The sequence below is a fragment of the Stutzerimonas tianxiuensis genome (assembly GCF_053470365.1).
The window spans coordinates 37916-58789 of record NZ_JBPVWS010000008.1; the positions used below are offsets into that span (position 1 = coordinate 37916).

Sequence of the window (20874 nt, forward strand, 5' to 3'; positions counted from 1 at the left end):
GGCATTCCAGAGCGCCGGCATCTTTCAGGGATAGCAACCATCATGTCAACCGTGACCGGTGAACGACGTAACGGCCTCGCGACTCGTCCATTGCGCGAGTACTACGCACGAGTCTTCGCCTATCTGATCTGTGCCGCCACGCTCGCTGCCGGTGTTTATACCCAGCAGTTCGGGCTCGAGCTCTTGTGGATGGTGCCGTACACACTCCTGTATCCGCACTTCGCCTATCACCTCAGCTACCGCTTCAAACGCGACCATCCGGAAACCACCTCACAGACCCTGTTGTGCCTCGATGCCCTCAATGCAGGCGCCGGAATCGTGCTGCTCGGAGGCAGCCTCGTACCGAGCCTGATGTTCATGCTGACGCTGAGTTTCAGCGCGCTGGTGGTCGGTAGCCTGCGTCATCTGTTGATGACGCTGTTGATGGTCTGCATCGGCGCCGGACTGACCAGCCTACTGGTGCCTTTGCGCTTCGAAGGCCTCAGCTCGGTCTTGGTATCCACAGTCAGCATCCTGCTCACCACGCTCTACGTGTGCGTAACGGCTTACTACGTCCACCAGCAGGGCATCCGTCTGGCGCAGGCACGCAGCGAAGTGGAGGCCCAACAGGCTAAAGCGGCGCGACTGGCCCGAAGCCTGGCCAAATACCTGTCACCGCAGGTATGGGAATCGATCTTCTCCGGCAAGCGCACCGTGCGTCTTGAAACACAACGCAAGAAGCTCACCGTCTTCTTCTCGGACATCAAAGGCTTCACTGAGCTCTCGGAAGAACTGGAAGCCGAAGCCCTCACCGACCTGCTCAACACCTACCTCAACGAGATGTCGAAAATCACGCTCAAGTACGGCGGCACCATCGACAAGTTCGTTGGCGACTGCGTGATGGTGTTTTTTGGCGACCCCACCAGCCAGGGCGCGAAAAAGGACGCCGTGGCAGCGGTTTCGATGGCTATTGCCATGCGCAAGCACATGAAGGTCCTTCGCCAGCAGTGGCGCAGCCAAGGCATTACAAAGCCGATGGAAATTCGCATGGGCATCAACACCGGCTACTGCACAGTCGGCAACTTCGGCGCCGACACTCGAATGGACTACACCATCATCGGTCGCGAAGTGAATCTGGCGAGCCGCCTGGAAAGCTCCGCCGAAGCTGGCGAGATCCTCATTTCCCACGAAACCTATTCGCTGGTCAAAGACGTCATCATGTGCCGCGACAAAGGCCAGATCACGGTTAAGGGCTTTACCCGCCCGGTACAGATCTACCAAGTGGTGGACTTCCGTCGCGACCTCGGCGCCACCAACAGCTTCGTCGAGCACGAGTTGCCCGGCTTCTCGATGTACCTGGACACCAATGGCGTGCAGAATTTCGACAAGGAGCGTGTCATCCAGGCGCTCAACCAGGCCGCTGAAAAGTTGCGCGATAAGGTCATCATGTAGCGACCACCAAGTCCGGCACGGGCCCGATCGCCATCACTCACCAATACCGGCCGGCGCTCCGCATGCAGTCGAGGTCTACCATGCCGCCCATCCTTTCCTTACGTCATTACAACCGTGACCAGATCACCCATAGCCATGAGCACACGCAGCTGGTCTTCGGCCTGCGAGGACGGTTGGATTTCGAGGTTGATGGCCATGGCAGCCGCATCCAACAACAGCTTCTGGCCGTCGTGCCCAGTGACACACGGCATGCCTGCGACAGCGCCGAGGGCAGTCTGTGCCTGGTCCTCGACATCCCGGATGGTGACTGGCTACGGCGACAGCTCGGCCACCACGCCGATTCGGCGCAGCGGCTGCTCGAACGCCCTGCTGCCCTGCACCTGAGCCAGACGCAAAGCCAACTGGTGGGCTGGCTCGCTGCCAGCCCCATCAACGACCCGATCATCAGCGAGCAAGGCGCTGCCCTCTTGCTGGCGAGCCTCGCCGCCGGCTGCGAACCCATTGCTCGGCAACACCCGCTGCCGATCGCGGCGTTGCAGGACTTCGTCGATCGGCATCTGTCACATCCACTCGAGGTAAAGGATCTTGCACGGTTGGCGGGCCTTTCGGTGCAGCGATTCCACGTACGCTTTGTTAGCGAAACGGGGCTCACGCCGCAGGCATTCGTTCGACGTCGACGCCTGCATCAGGGCCGTGAGTTGCTGCTCAGCACCCCGCTCGCGGTAGGCGAGATTGCAGCGCGGGTAGGTTATGCCTCGCAAAGCGCCTTTACCGCAGCGCTTAGCCGCCAGTTCGGCGTCACCCCACGTGAGGTCCGACGCGAGACGCTCGACAAACCGCAAGCGTGACGCGACAGACCATTCGCCTCGCACGGCCTACCATGAATCTTCACTGATGCAGATGCGTAAACGCATGCTATCGCGAGGCTTCATGGATCATTTCAGCTCATCCGCCCCCCACCTTCGGTCTGCTCCGCTGGACCACCGACCATGACCCATCGCAACGCCCTGCTGGCGATTCACCTCGGCGCACTGATGTTCGGGTTGTCCGGTGTATTCGGCAAGCTGGCGGCGAGTACGCCTTTGATCATCACCCTCGGCCGAGCCGGCTTCGCTGTCGTGGCGTTGCTACTGGCCGCACAGATGCTCCCCAACAAAGGCACGCAGCCAACCGCACGCCAGCGGTTCGGACTGCTGCTCGGCGGGCTGCTGCTCGGTGGACACTGGCTGACCTTTTTCCTGGCCGTAAAGGTGGCTGGAGTCGGCATCGCTACGCTGGGCTTCGCCAGTTTTCCCGCGTTTGCCATCCTGCTCGAGGGCATGCTATTTCGCGAGCGTACACGCCCCGTCGAGTTCGGCTTGGTCGCGCTGGTCTGCTTCGGTCTGCTGCTGGTGACCCCGCAGTTCGATCTAGGTAGTCAGAGCACGCTGGGTCTGCTGTATGGGATCGTCTCCGGGTTGACGTTCGCCTTGCTTTCCCTGCTCAACCGGGCAGTCACCCGCGACGTAGACCCAGTCCAGGCCGCGCTCTGGCAGAACGGCACCATCCTCCTGTGCCTTCTGCCCTTCACGTGGTCGTCCCTGCCGGCCGTCCCAGCCATGGACTGGCTGTGGCTGAGCTTGCTCGGTGTGTTTTGTACGGGCCTCGCACACAGCCTGTTCGTGGCGAGCCTGAAGGTATTGAAGGCCCGGACCACTGCGGTGATCTTCGCGCTGGAACCGGTATATGGCATCACCATCGCCTGGTGGTTGTTCAATGAACAACCCACGGCGAGGATGCTCGTCGGCGGCGCCTTGATCATCCTCGCCTCGGTCATCGCCAGTCGATTGAAAACACCGGTAGTCACCAACGCCGCCACGCCCTTGGCAAAAGCAGCACAAGTACAAGAGCCGCGCTAAAACAATGTAGATGTCGCTGCAAGCGCTACGGCAGGCTCAGGGGCGGTCGTTATGCCCCAGATTTCGCTCTGGATCGATCTGGTCCCGCACCCGCTGTTTCAAGCTCTTGGCTTCCGGAAACCCGCCGTCCAGCTTGCGCTCCCAGATCTGCACTCCGTCGCAGGTGATGTGAAAGGTCCCGCCTGCTGCAGGCACCAGCGACACCTTGCCGAGGTCATCCGAAAAGGTTGAGAGCAGCTCCTGGGCCAGCCAGGTAGCGCGCAACATCCACTGGCACTGGGTGCAATAGGTGATGACAATTTCAGGCTTGGTAGCGGCCATATCGAGGCGCTCGGGTAGCTGACGGGGCGCCTATAATAGCCGCCATTTCACGTCAGTTTGTCCGGTGTGCCTTCATGTCTCGTCTCCTCTTTCTGCTGATCCTGCTCTTCCCCCTGGCAGGCTATGCCGAACCCCAGCCACGCACGGGCCTGGTCCTTTCCGGCGGAGCCGCGAGGGGGCTTGCGCACATCGGCGTGCTGAAGGCGCTGGAAGAACAAGGCGTGCAGGTCGATGCGATTGCTGGCACCAGCATGGGTGCCGTGATCGGTGGCCTGTATGCCGCCGGCTACAGTGTCGACGAACTGGAAAAGCTGGCGCTCGAACTGGACTGGCAACAGGTACTCTCCGACGACCCTCCGCGCGAGGACATCCCTTTCCGACGCAAGCAGGACGACCGAGATTTCCTGGTCAAACGCAAGCTGAGTTTTCGCGACGATGGCAGCCTCGGCCTGCCCCTCGGCGTTATTCAGGGGCAGAACCTGTCGCTGCTGCTCGAGCGCCTGTTGGTTCACGCCAGTGACACCCGTGACTTCGACCGGCTACCCATCCCATTTCGCGCAGTCGCAACGGATATCGCCAATGACAAGAAGGTGATCTTTCGCAGCGGCCACCTCCCTCAGGCCATTCGCGCCAGCATGTCGATCCCGGCAGTTTTCGCCCCGGTCGAACTCGACGGCCGGCTACTGGTCGACGGCGGCATGGTCGACAACATCCCCATGGACGTTGCGCGGGACATGGGCGTAGACCGGCTGATCGTAGTGGACATCGGCACCCCGCTACTGCCCCGCGAGCAGCTGCTGACTGTCGTCGATGTGCTCAACCAATCGACCACCATGATGACGCGACGCAACTCAGAAGCGCAGTTGGCCACCCTGCGTCCAGAAGACCTGCTGGTGCAACCGATGCTGGCAGGGTTTGGGGCGACCGATTTCGCGAGAGCCGAGCAGCTGATTGATGCCGGTTATCGGGCCGCCGATGCCTTGGGTGCGCGCCTGGCTACCATGCGCAGCGAAAGCGGCGGCAACCTTTCGCTGAGCCTTGCCCGTTCGGCTGAGCCGCGCAACCCGCTGATCAGCGCCGTGCGCATCGAGAACGATTCCAAGGTCAGCGATGCGGTGATACGCCGACACATCCGTCAGCAGACCGGTAAGCGCCTGGACTTGCAGGGACTGCAGAAGGACATGGGCACGCTGTACGGACTCGATTACTTCGAGCAGGTCGAGTACCGAGTGGTCCACGACAAGCTTGGCAATACGCTGGTCATCACGACCCGAGAGAAGCGCTCCGGCACCGATTACCTGCGCCTTGGAATCAATCTCTCTGATGATTTCCGTGGCGACAGCGCCTTCAACATTGGCGCAAGCTTCCGTAAGAACGGCATCAATCAACTCGGTGCCGAGTGGCTGACGCGCCTGCAACTGGGCGACCACCAGGAGTTCTTCAGCGAGTTCTACCAGCCGCTGGACGCCGGCTCGCGCTGGTTCGTGGCGCCCAACCTGTTTGCCGAAGCACAAAACGTCGAAGCAATTCTGGATAACGACCCGATCGCCGAGTACCGCCTGCAACGTTATGGCTACGGGCTGAATCTGGGCCGGCAGATCGCCAATAACGGTGAAATCCGCTTCGGTGTAGGCCAGGCCTGGGGTGAGGCCGATGTCCGAGTCGGCGATCAGCAGCTGCCGGACTTCTCGTTCGAGGAAGGTTACTACCAGCTGAAATATTCATTCGACACGGTGGACGACGTCGACTTCCCTCGCGAGGGCGAGGACATTGGGCTCACCCTTCGCCAGTACGATCCAAGCCTGGGCTCCGATGGGCGCTATCGTCAGTGGGAATTCCGCCTGGACAAGGCCGTCAGCTTCGGCCTGGACACATTGGTATTTGGCGGCCGCTACGGGCGCACGCTGGATGATGCTGAGATCGTCACATCAAGCTTTCTGCTCGGTGGGGCGCGGCAGTTGTCGGGCTTCCGGCAAGACGCCCTGTCCGGGCAGAACATCAGCCTGGCGCGGATGATCTATTTCCGCCGAATGACGCCGCGCTCGTTCCTGCCGCTGGACTTTCCTTTGTACCTGGGCGCATCGCTCGAGCGAGGGCGCGCCTGGAACAACGACAATGCGTTCGATAGCGGCTACATCAACGCCGGCAGTGTGTTCGTTGGCTACGAAACACCTTTGGGCCCGCTGAACTTCAGCTACGGTCTGAATGACGAGGCCGAGCGGGCCATGTATCTGAATCTAGGACGCAGTTTCTAATTGCTGCGCCCGCTCAATACTTCAACGCCATCAGCCGATCATTGCCAGCAACTCGTTGACCTGCCGCCGCTGCGCTTCATCGCCCTCAGTCGCAAGGGTTTCGAGAATGCTGCACGCACTCTCCATATCACCCTGTTTGATATACGCAACGGCCTGGTTAAGACGAACCAGATGTTCAGGGTTTGGCTCCAGCTGGCGCAGCTCCTCGGCCGTGGGCTTCGACTCGACCGGCTCCACATTGCCGAGCAACGATGTCAGCTCGCCAAGCGTCAGCGCTTCATCGAAACCATCGATCAATGGTTGTGCGGGATAAGACTGCCTGACCTCTGCCGCTGAGCCTTGCAGGGCGGGAGCGGATGCAGCATCCAAAAAGTCCGCTGCCAATGATTCGTCCAAAACAAACGTGATGTCCGGATCCAGCAAAGCCTCAGAGTCCGGTTTAGCTACAGCAACTGCCGAAGCCAGCGCGGGATGCAACGCGAGCAGCTGATCGAGCGGTGCATGCGCACCGCCGGCCTGCAGATAAGCTTCAGCTGCGGCGCTATAGCCCTCGGTGTCACCGGCCTCAGCAAGAAGCCCGAGATGACGAAGTCGAATATCGAGTTGTGCCGGCGCTCGCTCGATGCCACGTGACAGCACGTCGATCGCTTCATCGCGGCGGCCATAGGTGATGTATATATTTGCCGCTTCGAGCACGTCGGTCTCGCTGACCGAGGCATGTGCGGGCTGGCGAGGCATTTCCGGCGCAGCCGCGACAGCCACCGGTGGTACGCGCTTCGACTGGGCTGCAGCCAGGGGCGCCGCATCCGGGTATTTGGGTTCAGGTTTTTTACGGCGACTGAACCACAAGCCGCCCAGCAGCATGGAAATCAACACGCCCCCGCCCGGCAACGTCCAGTCCTGCCAGCGGAATGACGAAACAGGCTCGGTTGGGGTCGATACAGCGGCTGGCTGGTCCATCGGCTCGCTCTGCGGCATGACCGCCGGCGCCGACGGTTGGCCAGCTAGCGAAGCTTTTGTCTGCGGAGTTCTTTGCTCGGCCAGTTGAGCAGTAACGGCTTCGAGCTGCAGTCGCATGTCGATGAGCAGTTGCTTGAGCTGCTGATTCTCTTCACGGCTCGCGGCCAGTTCTTCGAACAACTGCCGGCGCAACATCGCTACCTGATCATCGACAAGCGCCGGATCGGCAGGCACGGGCGCAGTGGGCTCGGCATCAGCTGCCAGCGTGCTCTGCACGATGGTCTCCGTCATTGGCGCAGGCGTAGCGGGCTCGACGAGCTCTGCTGTGGTTTGTATGGCTGCATCGGGCAGCAGCAGATCAGCGCCCGCCTTGAGACGCGCCGCATCACCACCGGCGAACGCATCAGGGTTCAGCGCCAGAATGTCGCGCATCAACTGCGCCTGTGATGTCTGTGAGCCATCTGTGTAGGCGCCGGCGATGGTCCACAGGCTCTCGCCGCTCGCCACCCTGTGGCGCTGGCCCTGAGACGCTTGCGGCAACTCTGCAGACGGCACGAAACGCGATGGCTCGACGGGCGCCGGCGAAGCTACGGCTTGCGGATTATTCACGACTAAGCTGGTCGAGGTCTCGGGCGAGCTCGGCATCGGGTCGAGCAGAACCGTGTACTCACGGAGCATCCGGCTTTTTGCTCGAGTGATCTCGACCAGAAAATTCAGATATGGCTCGCGGACGGGCTTGTTGGACGCAACGCGGATACGACTGCGGTTACCGTCGATCACTGGCGTGAAGCGCAGATCCTGCAGAAACGCCGGACGCTCGACACCAACCCGCGCAAAGTCAGCACTGGACGCCAACACGACACGAATGTCATCAGCGCTCAGATCGCCCACGTCCAGCAGATCAATTTCGGCGCTCAGCGGCTGATTAAGTGCCGAATTGAGCGTGATGTCGCCCATGCCTAGGGCGGAAACCATCCCCGAATAGATCAGTGAGCCAGAGGCCACTGTGAACAAGACTCGACGACCGAGTGCCATGAAACCTCCACTGGTGGCGCTCGGCGTGCTTCGTCGCCGGTCCACGGTTCGATTACTGAACTGTGACGCGGTTATCGACTGATGCAGCAGAAAGTAGAGGCAGTTCGTCGGCTTGCGCGTGAAAGCATTGTGCCATCATTTGCAAACCATAGCCTAACGTCAAAAGACAAACGGCAGCGAGAGGCAGTGCCTGGAATCGGTCGCCCAAGTACTCGCTTCAAAACCGTCGCGTTTTGCTTGCCAGCCTCACGCACGAGGCAATCTGGCCAGCGGCGCTATTAACGTTTGGCTTTCACCAGGTTAGCCAGGATGCGTTCATGCACTTGCTGGCATTTGCGCAGATCCTCTTCGTCAATGCCATCGAAGAGCTCCTGGCGAACCTGCGTGGAAATTGCCTCGATTCTCTGAATAAGAGGACGCGCCGGAGCACCAAGCGTAATCAGTTTGGCGCGACGATCACCGGGCGCCGGCTGGCGGTGGACGAGCCCTTGGGCTTCGAGACTGTCCAGCAACCGCGCCAATGTCGGACCCTCAACCGCAACGCTTTGCGCAAGCTCACGTTGTGTCGGGTCGTGATCGAACCGGGCCAGATGCAGCAGCACCAACCATCGAGCCTGAGAAAGATCGAGATCTGCCAGACGACGGTCCAGCTCGGCGCGCCAGCCACGCGAAAGTTGAGCCAACTGCATGGCGAAGCGGTGTTGGTCGGGATACATGGAGCGGTCTTTCCGGAAAAACTAATTATTAGTGAGCTAACCACAGCACCGGAAGACTGGCAAGGCTACCATTGACTCGGGTACGTAACCCAGTGTTGCGGTGCCCCGCGCTAGCCGACACGCCAAACAAGCGCAGCGGCAATACGCCGCACTGCACCCGTCGGGCGCTAGAGCTCGAACTCCGCTTGCAACGAGGCACGCACGCAGAACAGCACCGCTTCCGGGACACGACCGGCGAACTGCTCGGAGACTGCCGCAACCGGAGGCAATTCTCCTTCGCCGTCGAGGAACGCCTCCTGAATCTCACCGAGCAGATCCTCTGGCAGGTCCAGCGCCTGCTCGAGGCTCAGCTGCTGTTGGCCTATGGCTTCTGCAAGCATGGCGTAGACGTTTTTTTCGCTGCAGTCGAGTTGCCGCGCAATCTGAGCCGGCGTCATTCCGGCACGTGCCAGCGTGATCAGCTCATGACGGACATCCGCGGGCGACTTGGCCACCGGCGCCGTACCCTGCAGGGCTTCGAGAAACGCTTCGCCATAGCGCTCCAGTTTGCGTGCACCCACGCCGCTGATACGCGCCATATCGCTGAGCGTGCCGGGCTGGCTGCGCAGCATCTCAAGCAGGGTCGCATCCGGGAAGATGACGTAAGGTGGCACGCCATGCTCCTCGGCCAGCTTGCGCCGCAATGCCCGCAACGCTTCCCAGGTCTCGCGTTCCTCGCTGCGCACCAACTGACTCGCCGCGCTGGCAGCCGACTTTGGCGCCTTGGTCGTCAGCTCTCGACGCAACTCCAGGGTAACCTCTCCCCTGAGCAAGCTACGGCAATTGTCGCTGAGTCGAAGGCCACCGAAACCTTCAAGATCGACGTCAGCCAACCCGCGAGCGACCAACTGGCGAAACAGCGACCGCCACTCCCCTTCGGAAAGCGCCTTGCCTACGCCGAAAACCGACAGATGCTGATGACCGAGACTGCGGATCTTCTCGTTGTCCCGTCCGAGGAGGACGTCGACCAGATGGCCCACACCGTAGCGCTGGCCGCTGCGGTAGATCGCCGACAAGGCTTGTCGTGCGGGCTCGGTGGCATCCCAGGTCTGCACGCCGTCGACACAATTGTCGCAATGGCCGCAAGGCTCCGGCATCTGCTCATCGAAATAGGCCAGTAACACCTGGCGACGACAGCGAGTTTCTTCACACAGCGAGAGCATCGCGTCGAGCTTGTGCTGCTCGATACGCTTATGCCGCTCGTCACCGTCGGAGTTGTTGAGCATCTGCTTGAGGAAAATTACGTCTTGCAGCCCGTATGCCATCCAGGCGTCTGCAGGCAGACCATCTCGACCTGCGCGGCCGGTTTCCTGATAGTAGGCTTCCAGCGACTTCGGCAGGTCCAGGTGCGCAACGAAACGCACGTTGGGTTTGTCGATGCCCATGCCGAACGCTATGGTTGCCACCATGATCAGGCCTTCCTCATTGAGAAAGCGCTTCTGGTGAAAGGCCCGTAAATCGTTCGGCAAGCCGGCATGGTAAGGCAATGCCGGAAAGCCCTGCTCGGTGAGGAAGGCGGCAATGTCATCGACCTTCTTGCGCGACATGCAATAGATGATGCCGGCATCACCGCGCCGCTCAGCCAGGAATGCCATCAGCTGCTTGCGCGGCTGCTCCTTTGGCACGATGCGATAAAAGATGTTTGGCCGATCGAAACTCGACAGGAATCGCTCGGCGTTCCCCAGATGCAAGCGCTGGACGATTTCCTCCCGCGTGCGCTTGTCAGCCGTGGCCGTCAGCGCAAGGCGTGGGACATTGGGGAAAAACTCAGCCAGCTGACCGAGCTGCAGGTACTCGGGTCGAAAATCGTGCCCCCACTGCGACACGCAGTGTGCCTCGTCAATGGCGAACAGGCCGATCTGCAAGCGCTGCAGGAACGCCAGCATGCGAGGCTGAACGAGCCGCTCAGGCGCCAGATAGAGCAACTTGATTTCGTTTCGGCGCAACCGGTCTGCGATATCGCGCTGCTGTTCGGCCGTCAGGGTAGAGTTGAGAGCCGCTGCCGCAACACCCAGCTCTTCAAGCGTGGCCACCTGATCGTCCATCAACGCAATCAGCGGCGACACCACCACAGCCAGGCCGTCGCGAAGCAACGCCGGCACCTGATAACAAAGCGATTTACCGCCGCCTGTCGGCATCAGCACCAACGCATCGCCGCCGTCGGCCACGCGCTGGATGATCGCACCCTGGTTGCCACGAAACGCGTCGTAGCCGAATACATCTTTGAGAATGCGCTGTGCCTGATCGAGCATGCCGGTCTCCGAAACAAGACGCGCGAGTATACGCGACACAGCCGCCCGGTTCAGGCCGAACACTGCCCCGACGCGATAGTCGGATGCCCCATGCTTTGCACAGTGGAACTCCGCACGTTTTTTTCAATCAGTCGAAGCAGTAGAGGCTGGAAACGACCTCCGCCACCGCAGGGCCAAAGCGTGCGGTAGCCGGAGGCCTGCAGCTCGTCTAGAATCAGCGCTGTTTTCTCTCCAAGGTAGCCATCGATGTCCTTCGCCGAGCAACTCGCCCGCCTGCAAGTGTTTCTGGATGCAGATGATCTGCATGAAGAAGCGCTCGATTACATCGCCGCCCATGGCTATCTGACTGCCCTGTGCATCTGTTCCGAGCAAGTGTCCGAGCGCGAGTGGATTGATGCGCTATTTGCCGAACCGCCAAAATACGCGGACGACACCGAGCGCGAAGCCATCGAGGCGACGCTGATCCAGCTCAAGGCACACATCGCGCGGCAGCTGGCCAGTGATGAAGACATGGACCTTCCCTGCGAGCTCGACATGGGCGACGAGCCTGACGAATCCGATCTGCGCGGCTGGTGCATCGGCTTCATGGAAGGCGTCTTCATGCGCGAGTCGGTGTGGTTCGAAGATTCCGAAGAGGAAGTCAGCGAGTTGCTTCTACCGATCATGGTCGGCTCAGGGCTGTTCGACGAGCAACCCGAGTTCAGTGATATCGCCACAGACAAGGACCTGGTAGCCGAGATGGTCGAGCAGATACCAGAGATCCTCACGGCGCTGTATCTGATCTGCCATGCACCTGAAGAGAAGCCCGCGCTTCTCAAACCGCGCAAGCACTGACGTCGGACAGCCCACTTGGCTCACCGCGATATTCCGACGTATCGCAACCCAGTAGCGCGTTACGTGCTACTGGTGATCGGCTGGCTTAGCGTCACGCTCGGCATCATCGGGATCTTTCTGCCGGTCCTGCCTACAACTCCCTTTCTTCTTCTCGCTGCCGCTTGCTTCGTTCGTAGTTCTCGTCGCTTCTATGACTGGCTTGTGACACATCCGCGGCTCGGCCCCTGGTTCCGCGATTACCTAGAAGGCAACGGCATCCCCCTGAAGGGCAAGGTCTACGCCATCGCGACCATGTGGCTAAGCATTGGTGTTTCCTGCTGGCTGGTTCCGATGTTCTGGGCGCGAATCGGCATGCTGACCAGCGCGACACTGGTCAGCATCTATATCCTTCGCATGAAAACCCTCGCGGCCCGCTGATTTGCTCTCAGCCATCATGGCCATGGTTGCGCTGGTAGGTTTCAACACCCATTGCGGCTATCTGAGCCTCGATCAAGGCTTCAAATGGCCGAAGCAACTGATCAAACCGTCCCCCGCCCTCAAGCATGTTCAGCGCTGTGACGATCGCCTCGATCGTTGAAAGCGCACCAGGCACTGGTGCTTTTCGTAGCCGATAGCGCGAGACGAGCCCCGCTGGCAGCGAGACGCGAGGCAACGCCGCCAGCTCTGGATTGAGATGCAACAGCCTGCGCGCCTTCCGCCAGGTGCCGTCCGGAACGATCAATCGCAACGGTCGCTCGCCGCTCGCCCAACTTTCCAGCGGAGTGGCATCGACCCCAGGGAACAAGAGACAGTTGTCACGCTCATCGACCGGAAGCTTCACAACTTCCCCCACCCGCAACTGCGCATTGCGCAACCCCAAGGCCGCCAATCGAGCCGTATTGAGCGCATGTGCGGTTTCACTGGGGTGTTGCAGGATCAGCACCTGGGTGGAGCTGTCGAGTGAGGGAATCAGCGAACACAGGCAGTGACTGGACGGACGCTGACAACGGGGACATTGCGGACGGAACATGACTTCTCCTGTGATTGGCGAAGTCTGCCATATCGCGCGCAACGGCAGGCTATGCTGGTCTCACCCACCGAGACCAAGAAGGCAAGCGCCAATGATCACGCTCCACCATTTGGAACACTCCCGCTCGCAACGTGTGCTGTGGCTACTGGAGGAGTTGCAGCTACCCTACGAAATCAAGCGCTACACCCGGGACCCGCAGACTATGCTGGCGCCGCCCGAACTGAAACAAGTGCACCCGCTGGGCAAATCCCCAGTCATTACCGACGGCGACCTGACGCTCGCGGAGTCCGCAGCCATTCTGGAATATCTGGTGGAGCGCTACGGCGAAGGTCGGCTGGCGCCGGCTGCCGGAACTCCGGAATACCTCCGCTATCGGTACTGGATGCACTACGCGGAAGGGTCAGCGATGCCGCCATTGCTGCTACGGCTAGTCTTTGATCGTGTCGCCAATGGGCCAATGCCATTCTTCATCCGGCCCGTAGCGCGGGCGATTGCCAAAGGCGCTAACCAGGCGTTCATCGGCCCGCAGCTAAAATTGCATCTGGACTATATGGAGAACGAGCTATCCAAAACCGAGTGGTTCGCAGGGGAGAACTTCAGCTTGGCGGATATTCAGATGAGCTTCCCCTTGGAAGCCGCCCAATCTCGGGCAGGCCTGGACTCCAGTCGCCCGAACTTGACTGCATTTTTGCAGCGAATACGAGAACGGCGCGCCTATCAGCGCGCGGTCGAGAAAGGCGGTCCTGCAATGCCCGGGCGCTAACAACCGCGCCCGGCTCGCCGGAGCTAGCGACGTGTAGCCGCTACCCTATCTCGTTGCGCACGTATCGGGATAGGCTGCAAACGAGGCGGTTCGATAAACCCAAGCGCCACTGCCAGATTCCAGCACACACTATTGAGCCATGCTTTCATGGTCTAACCCCTCCTGCTTGATACGGGTCTTGGTGGAGCCGTGGGACTTCGAGATCAGCATAACCCAACAATCGCAACATCGCCCGTGGGCAGGTGTTGCAGAGTGTGCAGTAGCCGCGCCGTTCGTCCAGACTTATAGATAGCGACCCATACCTGCTAGAAGTGTTCGCTTCGCGCGACTAGCGGGCAGTCTGCTCCTTGCGACGATATGGAAAAACGTCGATCACCTTGCCGGCGCTGATCGCCTGCTGCAAGCCCTTCCAGTAATTGGCGTCGTAGAGCTCTCCGTGCAGCTTGGCGAAGAGCCGGCGCTGCTGGATATCTGCAAACAGAAAACGAGGAAATTCTTCGGGGAATACATCGTTGGGCCCAACGGAATACCACGGCTCGGAGGCCATTTCGTCCTCAGGGTATCGGGGCTCGGGGATGTAGCGGAAATTGACTTCGGTGAGAAAGCAGATCTCGTCGTAATCGTAGAACACAACGCGGCCATGGCGGGTCACTCCAAAGTTCTTCAACAACATGTCCCCAGGGAAGATGTTGGCGGCAGCCAGTTGCTTGATGGCCAGTCCGTAATCTTCCAGCGCCTCATGGACCTGCTGCTCGCTGGCGCTTTCCACGTACAGGTTCAATGGCGTCATCCGCCGCTCGGTCCAGCAGTGCCGTACCAGAACCGTATCGCCCTGAACCTCGACCGTAGAGGGCGCAACTTCCAGCAATTCAGCCAGGCACTCCGGCTCGAATTTGTCCTTGGGAAAGCGGAAGTCGGCGAATTCCTGGGTATCGGCCATGCGCCCTACCCGGTCGACGCTTTTGACCAACCGGTACTTCTCTACGACCGTCGCGCGGTTGACGTTCTTGGTATGGGAAAAACGATCTTTGATGATCTTGAACACGGTGTTGAAGCCCGGCAACGTGAACACGCTCATGACCATCCCGCGTACGCCCGGCGCCATGATGAAACGGTCGTCCGTGGTCGCCAGATGGTTGATCAACGCGCGGTAGAACTCAGACTTGCCGTGCTTGTAGAAGCCTATCGAGGTGTACAGCTCGGCGATGTGCTTGCCTGGCATGATCCGCTTGAGGAAGCCGATGAACTCCGCCGGGATCGGGACTTCAACCATGAAGTACGAACGGGTGAACGAGAAAATGATCGACACTTCCGCTTCATCCGTAATCAGGGTATCGGCGACCAATCCGTCGCCTTCCCGGTGCAGCAGCGGGATAACCAGCGGCCATTGCTCGTCGCAAGTAAAGATGCGCCCGACCAGATAGGCGCCCTTGTTGCGATACAGCACCGAGGTGAACAGCTCGACGACGAGCTCCGGATCCTTGCACACCCAATCCGGCAAGGACACCTGCAGCTGCGCCTCGAGTCGCTGCAGATCCCCCTCCCGATCGCCATACGGTACATCGAATGCGAAATCGCTGAGGATCTGCTCGAGCACGCCATGCAGGTCACCGCTGGGTTGGTAGCGCCGCGTCTGAGCCATCCGCTGGGCGCGGTTAGCTGGCCGCGTGGTGTGGATGAACATGGTGCTGTCATTGATACAGTCATGGCTGAACAAGGTACAAAAGATCGAGTTGTACCAAGTTTCCGAAAGCTCATCGTCAAAGCGCGGATTGATCAGGCCGATGTACTCGCCCTTGATCTGCGGCCAACGGTTCACGTCGAGCAGAACCTGCGGATCAACAGCCGAGCGCAAAGCCGCCGCGGTTTCGCTGACCTTTTCTTCGTACAGGTTGATGCGCGCTGCCGATGCACGCTGCGCATCCTGCCACTGGGCTTGCTCGAAGCGCGCCCTGGCACCCTCGGTAATGAGCCTGAAATGTTCGCGGTAGTCATCGAACCCCAGAAGGATCTGTCGGGCGATCTCGTGGTCCGGCGAATGCTGCGCCATATCATTTTCTCGCTGCATCAAAACGTCGAGCTTATCCACGGACCCCGTTCAATGAAAGCCAGTCAGCTCAACGGGTGTTTGAAAGCGCGAGCCGAGCGCCAGGCACGCCCGCCTCACCAACACTGACGACTGTCCGCCGGAGCGCTACTAAGACTCTTCGACAGGCTGCGCCTCCTCAGCCTTGCACTGGCTATAGCGCCAACTTTCTCTTTCTGCGCATTATCGCGCCGGTGCTTGGCACCTGCCCTGTACGCCTTGGCGGCGCCAGGGACCCGCCGCGGCTAGGCGAAATCGGCACTCGTTATCGTTGAACACATCGACTGCTGCGGGACTGCAGCTATAGCCCCGCACAGCATCGATTACTGCTGCAGCTCCTGCTCGCCGAACATGTCGGAAAACAACATGGACGACAGGTAACGCTCACCCGAGTCAGGCAGGATCACCACGATATTCTTGCCCTGCATTTCCGGCTTCTCGGCCAGGCGCACCGCCGCAGCCATCGCCGCACCGCAGGAAATACCGCACAGGATGCCTTCCTCACGCATCAGGCGCAGCGCCATCGCTTTCGCCTCATCATCATCGACACGCTCGACCTGATCGACGATCGACAAGTCCAGATTCTTCGGCACGAAGCCTGCGCCGATGCCCTGAATCTTGTGCGGACTGGGTTTGACTTCTTCACCCGCCAGCGTCTGGCTGATCACAGGCGAGCTGACCGGTTCCACCGCGACGCTCAGAATCTGCTTGCCCTTGGTGTTCTTGATATAGCGCGATACGCCCGTGATGGTCCCGCCCGTTCCCACACCAGCCACCAGCACGTCGATGTTGCCTTCGGTGTCGTTCCAGATCTCCGGCCCGGTGGTTTTTTCGTGAATGGCGGGATTCGACGGGTTCTCGAACTGTTGCGGCATGAAATAGGTATCTGGCGCTGAAGCAGCAATCTCAGCAGCCTTCTCGATGGCGCCCTTCATACCTTTTGCGGGCTCGGTGAGAACCAGCTCAGCGCCGAGCGCTTTCAATACCTTGCGCCGCTCCAGGCTCATCGACGCAGGCATGGTCAACATCAGCTTGTAGCCACGCGCCGCAGCGACGAAAGCCAGGCCAATGCCCGTGTTGCCCGAGGTCGGCTCGACCAGCGTCATGCCCGGTTTCAATTGCCCGCTATCTTCGGCGTCCCAGATCATTGCGGCGCCGATACGGCACTTGACTGAATAGGCGGGATTACGACCTTCGATCTTGGCCATGATGCTGACGCCCTTGGGCCCCAGCCGGTTGATCATTACCAGTGGCGTGTTGCCGATGGTTTGCGCGTTGTCAGCGAAGATGCGGCTCATGACGGTGTCCCTGCGATAAAAAAACCAGACTGATGAGCCTAAGCGCAGTCAACGGAGTCGTCCAGCCGAACTCAGGGTCTTTGGGCACGGTCAATCCAGAAGCAGAGCCGCCCATGCTTCCACCCGACCAGGCCTCCGATGAAGACACGTTACCGACCCCTGCTATGGACCTTGCTGGCGATTGCACTGTTGTTGCTGGCTGTCCATCTAACGCTGCCCTACCTTGTCCTCAACTACCTGAACGGCAAGCTCGCCGACATGGGCGACTATCGCGGCCACATCGAAGACGTCGACCTGGCCTGGTGGCGTGGTGCCTATCGCCTGAACGATCTGTTGATAGAGAAAAAGAACGAACAGGTCCAGGCGCCCTTGTTCACCACCCACGCCGTCGATATCGGCCTTAGCTGGACGGCGCTCTGGAGGGATCAAGCGCTGGTCGGGGAAATCATTCTTGAACAGCCGCACCTGAACTTCGTCGACGGTGAGGAAAAGGAAAGCTCGCAAACGGGCGATGGGGTCGATTGGCGTGATCGCCTCAATGAGCTGATGCCGTTCACGCTTAATGAACTGAAGGTTGTGAACGGGCAGGTCTCGTTTCGCAACTTTCAGGCAGACCCGCCCGTTCACGTCTATGCCAGTGCCATCAATGCCAGCCTCTTCAACCTAACCAATACTGCCAACCAGCAGCAGGGCCGCGTCGCACGCTTCGAAGGCACTGCTCAATTCTTCAACCAGGCCCCGATGGAAGCCAGCGCAAGGTTCGATCCCTACACGGACTGGGAAGACTTCCAGTTCAGTTTGCGTGTGACAGGCGTCGAACTGACCAAACTGAATGATTTCAGCAACGCCTATGGAAGCTTTGACTTCGCCAGCGGTACCGGCGATCTGGTAATAGAAGCCGAGGCCAAGGACGCTCAGCTGGACGGCTATATCAAGCCGCTGCTGAGAAATGTCGAGGTGTTCAATTTCAAGCAAGACGTTAAAAACGAAGACAAGGGATTCTTACGTGGCATCTGGGAAGCGGTTGTCGGCGCCGGTGAGGAAGTGCTGCAGAACCAGCGCAAGGAGCAATTCGCTACGCGCGTTGAGCTCAATGGAAGTACTAAAGATACCGATGTCAGCCCGTTCCAGGCGTTCGTTGCGATTCTCCGCAACGCCTTTGTCGAGGCCTTCTCAGCTCGTTTCGAGCGCTCGCTTGGCGACGATGAGGGATAACCGCGAACACCTATGGAACGGTTGCCCATTCAGTGACTGAATGATCCGCTCACGTTCACACTCGCGCATCCATCACTTATAGTCGGCCGTCTAACTAAACAGTAAGCGCCTGCGTGCCAGGCCCGATGCAAGGAAACTCCGATGAAGTTCGAAGGCACCCAGTCCTACGTCGCCACCGACGACCTGAAGCTTGCGGTGAACGCCGCCATCACACTGGAGCGTCCGCTTCTGGTGAAGGGCGAGCCGGGCACCGGGAAAACCATGCTGGCCGAGCAACTGGCCGAGTCATTTGGCGCGCAGTTGATCACCTGGCACATCAAATCCACCACCAAGGCGCATCAGGGCTTGTACGAATACGACGCGGTGAGCCGTCTGCGTGACTCGCAGCTGGACTCCGATCGCGTTCACGATGTACGCAACTACATCAAGAAGGGCAAACTGTGGGAGGCATTCGAGTCAGAGCAGCGCGTTATCCTGCTGATCGACGAGATCGACAAGGCCGACATCGAGTTCCCTAACGACCTGCTGCAGGAACTCGACAAGATGGAGTTCTACGTTTACGAGACCAACGAAACCATCAAGGCCAAGCAGCGGCCCATCATCATCATTACCTCGAACAACGAGAAGGAACTGCCCGACGCCTTCCTTCGCCGCTGCTTCTTTCACTACATTGCTTTCCCCGATCGTGACACGCTGCAGCGGATCGTCGATGTGCACTACCCGAATATCAAGAAGGACCTGGTGGCCGAAGCGCTCGATGTGTTCTTTGATGTACGTAAGGTGCCAGGCTTGAAGAAGAAGCCGTCCACCAGCGAACTGGTCGACTGGCTGAAGCTGCTGATGGCGGACAACATTGGCGAGGCCGTCCTTCGCGAGCGCGATCCGACCAAGGCCATTCCGCCGCTAGCTGGGGCCCTGGTGAAAAACGAGCAGGACGTGCAGTTGCTTGAACGTTTGGCATTCATGAGTCGTCGCGCCAGCCGTTGACCGACGGCGTTCACACGAGCCGGACGCCTCACTTACTGGAGGAAGATCCATGCAAACGCATACCGGTAGCTGCCTCTGTGGCGTCGTTCGCTATCGCATCGACGCCCCGATCAACGAGCTGACCCATTGTCACTGCAAGATGTGTCGCAAAGCCCACGGTGCGGCTTTCGCCACTTATGCGAGCGTGCCGCTGGATGCGTTTCACTTTCTCTCCGGCAAGGATCAGCTGGGCGTTTATCACTCGTCCGACCATGTGACGCGGACGTTCTGCATTCGCTGCGGCTCCAACCTGCAATTCGTCGACAACCGCGAGCATGAGCTCGGCGTCGCAGCCGGCACGCTCGACTCGCCATTGCCCGCCCCGCCGCAGACGCACATTTTCGTGCGCTCCAAGGCGGACTGGTATGAGATCCGAGACGGCCTGCCGACTCACGACGAAGATCTCTGAATCAATCATGAAAAGCTGCCGCCACGACCGGCAGTTCGAGGTTCTGCCATGTTGCTTGGCTTGTTCAATGAGATGCGCGCTGCAAAGGTTCCGGTATCGGTGCGCGAACTGCTCGATCTGATCAATGCGCTTAAACACAACGTCGTGTTCGCCGACATGGACGAGTTCTACTATCTGTCGCGTGCCATTCTGGTGAAGGACGAGCGACACTTCGACAAGTTCGATCGCGCCTTCGGCGCCTACTTCAAAGGTCTGGAAAATCTCGATCAACACATCGAAGCGTTGATTCCGGAAGAGTGGCTGCGCAAAGAGTTCGAGCGCTCGCTGAGCGATGAAGAGCGGGCCAAGATCGAGTCGCTAGGCGGCTTGGACAAGCTGATCGAGGAGTTCAAGAAGCGTCTCGAGGAGCAAAAAGGCAAACACGCGGGCGGCAACAAGTGGATCGGCACGGGCGGCACCAGCCCCTTCGGCTCCGGCGGTTACAACCCCGAGGGCATCCGCATTGGCGATGCGGGCAAGCGCCAGGGCAAGGCGGTCAAGATGTGGGATCAGCGCGAGTACAAAAACCTCGACGACCAGGTCGAGCTTGGAACGCGCAACATCAAGGTTGCCCTGCGCCGTTTGCGCAAATTCGCCCGCCAAGGTGCGCAGGACGAACTGGACCTGGACGGCACCATCGACCACACCGCGAAGGACGGCGGCCTGCTGAATATCCAGATGCGCCCCGAGCGTCGCAATGCGGTGAAGCTGCTGATTCTGTTCGACATCGGCGGATCGATGGATGCGCATGTAAAGGTCTGCGAAGAATTGTTCTCTGCCTGCAAGACGGAGTTCAAACACCTCGAGTACTTCTACTTCCACAACTTTATTTATGAATCGGTCTGGAAAAACAATTTCCGCCGCACCTCAGAACGCACCTCGACCCTCGATCTGCTGCATAAGTACGGCGCTGATTATAAGGTGGTGTTCGTCGGCGACGCGGCCATGGCGCCTTACGAGATCACTCAGGCCGGGGGCAGTGTCGAACACTGGAACGAGGAAGCGGGCTACGTCTGGATGCAGCGCTTCATGGAGAAATACAAGAAGCTCATCTGGATCAATCCTTACCCGAAAGACACCTGGGGCTACACCTCATCGACCGGAATCGTCCGCGACTTAGTTGAAGACCGCATGTATCCGTTGACCTTGAGCGGGCTGGAAGAAGGGATGAAGTTCCTGTCGAAATAGACGAACCGCAAGCAGCCGCCTCAAGGTCCAGTCATAGGGAGACGATGGGCCAAGGGGGCGATTTCGTTTTGACGCCCGGGTTAACCGCTCCCCAGCCCAG

General features: G+C 59.7%; 19 protein-coding genes. 11 read left to right on the top strand and 8 right to left on the bottom strand.

What is annotated here, in order from left to right; all coding sequences use genetic code 11:
* The first annotated feature begins 42 nt into the window (after window positions 1–42).
* From ACSSNI_RS11805 to ACSSNI_RS11815, 3 genes are all read left to right on the top strand, one after another.
* The gene (locus ACSSNI_RS11805) at window positions 43–1431 is read left to right on the top strand and encodes an adenylate/guanylate cyclase domain-containing protein (RefSeq protein WP_200638099.1); all 1389 of its coding nucleotides are present in this window, start codon (window positions 43–45) and stop codon (window positions 1429–1431) included.
* A gap of 80 nt (window positions 1432–1511) precedes the next feature.
* Window positions 1512–2279 (top strand): AraC family transcriptional regulator, encoded by a 768-nt coding sequence (locus tag ACSSNI_RS11810; protein ID WP_200638098.1) that lies wholly within the window; start codon window positions 1512–1514, stop codon window positions 2277–2279.
* A 141-nt stretch (window positions 2280–2420) separates the two neighbouring features.
* Entirely contained in the window at window positions 2421–3329 is a 909-nt protein-coding gene (locus ACSSNI_RS11815) for a DMT family transporter (protein ID WP_200638097.1), read from the top strand.
* 36 nt (window positions 3330–3365) lie between these two features.
* On the opposite strand, the gene ACSSNI_RS11820 is transcribed toward ACSSNI_RS11815, so the two are convergent.
* Entirely contained in the window at window positions 3366–3650 is a 285-nt protein-coding gene (locus ACSSNI_RS11820) for an Rdx family protein (protein WP_148924968.1), read from the bottom strand.
* Window positions 3651–3724: 74 nt separating this feature from the next.
* On the opposite strand from ACSSNI_RS11820, the gene ACSSNI_RS11825 reads away from it, so the two are divergent.
* Complete coding sequence (locus ACSSNI_RS11825) at window positions 3725–5905, top strand: patatin-like phospholipase family protein (RefSeq protein WP_148924967.1); 2181 nt, start codon at window positions 3725–3727, stop codon at window positions 5903–5905.
* Between the two features lie 30 nt (window positions 5906–5935).
* On the opposite strand, the gene ACSSNI_RS11830 is transcribed toward ACSSNI_RS11825, so the two are convergent.
* The 3 genes from ACSSNI_RS11830 to recQ form a co-directional block, all read right to left on the bottom strand.
* A complete protein-coding gene (locus ACSSNI_RS11830) occupies window positions 5936–7900 on the bottom strand; it encodes a FimV/HubP family polar landmark protein (RefSeq protein WP_200638096.1) in 1965 nt (654 codons plus the stop codon).
* A gap of 278 nt (window positions 7901–8178) precedes the next feature.
* Entirely contained in the window at window positions 8179–8616 is a 438-nt protein-coding gene (locus ACSSNI_RS11835; RefSeq protein ID WP_102834521.1) for a MarR family transcriptional regulator, read from the bottom strand.
* Window positions 8617–8783: 167 nt separating this feature from the next.
* Entirely contained in the window at window positions 8784–10907 is a 2124-nt protein-coding gene (gene recQ / locus ACSSNI_RS11840; RefSeq protein ID WP_200638095.1) for a DNA helicase RecQ, read from the bottom strand.
* A 246-nt stretch (window positions 10908–11153) separates the two neighbouring features.
* On the opposite strand from recQ, the gene ACSSNI_RS11845 reads away from it, so the two are divergent.
* Both ACSSNI_RS11845 and ACSSNI_RS11850 read left to right on the top strand, forming a co-directional pair.
* Window positions 11154–11741 carry a UPF0149 family protein gene (locus ACSSNI_RS11845; RefSeq protein ID WP_148924964.1) on the top strand — a complete coding sequence of 196 codons (588 nt, stop codon included), beginning with the start codon at window positions 11154–11156 and terminating at the stop codon, window positions 11739–11741.
* Window positions 11742–11756: 15 nt separating this feature from the next.
* Window positions 11757–12158, top strand: coding sequence for a YbaN family protein (locus ACSSNI_RS11850; protein ID WP_148924963.1), 402 nt, complete (start codon window positions 11757–11759; stop codon window positions 12156–12158).
* 7 nt (window positions 12159–12165) lie between these two features.
* On the opposite strand, the gene ACSSNI_RS11855 is transcribed toward ACSSNI_RS11850, so the two are convergent.
* Window positions 12166–12750, bottom strand: a complete 585-nt coding sequence (locus ACSSNI_RS11855) for a tRNA-uridine aminocarboxypropyltransferase (protein WP_200638094.1) — start codon at window positions 12748–12750, stop codon at window positions 12166–12168.
* A 91-nt stretch (window positions 12751–12841) separates the two neighbouring features.
* Between ACSSNI_RS11855 and ACSSNI_RS11860 the strand changes: the two genes are divergently transcribed.
* On the top strand, window positions 12842–13513 hold the full coding sequence (locus tag ACSSNI_RS11860) for a glutathione S-transferase family protein (protein WP_200638093.1): 672 nt from the start codon (window positions 12842–12844) through the stop codon (window positions 13511–13513).
* A gap of 23 nt (window positions 13514–13536) precedes the next feature.
* Here the strand turns inward: ACSSNI_RS11860 and ACSSNI_RS11865 are convergent, their stop codons facing one another.
* The 3 genes from ACSSNI_RS11865 to cysK all read right to left on the bottom strand — a co-directional run bounded on the left by ACSSNI_RS11865 (window position 13537) and on the right by cysK (window position 16897).
* Window positions 13537–13662 carry a PA1414 family protein gene (locus ACSSNI_RS11865; protein WP_448259361.1) on the bottom strand — a complete coding sequence of 42 codons (126 nt, stop codon included), beginning with the start codon at window positions 13660–13662 and terminating at the stop codon, window positions 13537–13539.
* Window positions 13663–13841: 179 nt separating this feature from the next.
* Window positions 13842–15563: a bifunctional isocitrate dehydrogenase kinase/phosphatase gene (aceK, locus tag ACSSNI_RS11870; protein WP_159969696.1), complete on the bottom strand. Its 1722-nt coding sequence runs from the start codon at window positions 15561–15563 to the stop codon at window positions 13842–13844.
* Between the two features lie 359 nt (window positions 15564–15922).
* Entirely contained in the window at window positions 15923–16897 is a 975-nt protein-coding gene (gene cysK, locus ACSSNI_RS11875) for a cysteine synthase A (RefSeq protein WP_102834528.1), read from the bottom strand.
* Between the two features lie 138 nt (window positions 16898–17035).
* Between cysK and ACSSNI_RS11880 the strand changes: the two genes are divergently transcribed.
* The 4 genes from ACSSNI_RS11880 to ACSSNI_RS11895 all read left to right on the top strand — a co-directional run bounded on the left by ACSSNI_RS11880 (window position 17036) and on the right by ACSSNI_RS11895 (window position 20774).
* Window positions 17036–18112 carry a DUF748 domain-containing protein gene (locus ACSSNI_RS11880; RefSeq protein ID WP_200638092.1) on the top strand — a complete coding sequence of 359 codons (1077 nt, stop codon included), beginning with the start codon at window positions 17036–17038 and terminating at the stop codon, window positions 18110–18112.
* A gap of 141 nt (window positions 18113–18253) precedes the next feature.
* On the top strand, window positions 18254–19099 hold the full coding sequence (locus tag ACSSNI_RS11885) for an AAA family ATPase (RefSeq protein ID WP_019341637.1): 846 nt from the start codon (window positions 18254–18256) through the stop codon (window positions 19097–19099).
* 49 nt (window positions 19100–19148) lie between these two features.
* On the top strand, window positions 19149–19547 hold the full coding sequence (locus ACSSNI_RS11890) for a GFA family protein (RefSeq protein ID WP_200638090.1): 399 nt from the start codon (window positions 19149–19151) through the stop codon (window positions 19545–19547).
* A 48-nt stretch (window positions 19548–19595) separates the two neighbouring features.
* Complete coding sequence (locus ACSSNI_RS11895) at window positions 19596–20774, top strand: vWA domain-containing protein (protein ID WP_200638088.1); 1179 nt, start codon at window positions 19596–19598, stop codon at window positions 20772–20774.
* The last annotated feature ends 100 nt before the right edge of the window (window positions 20775–20874 follow it).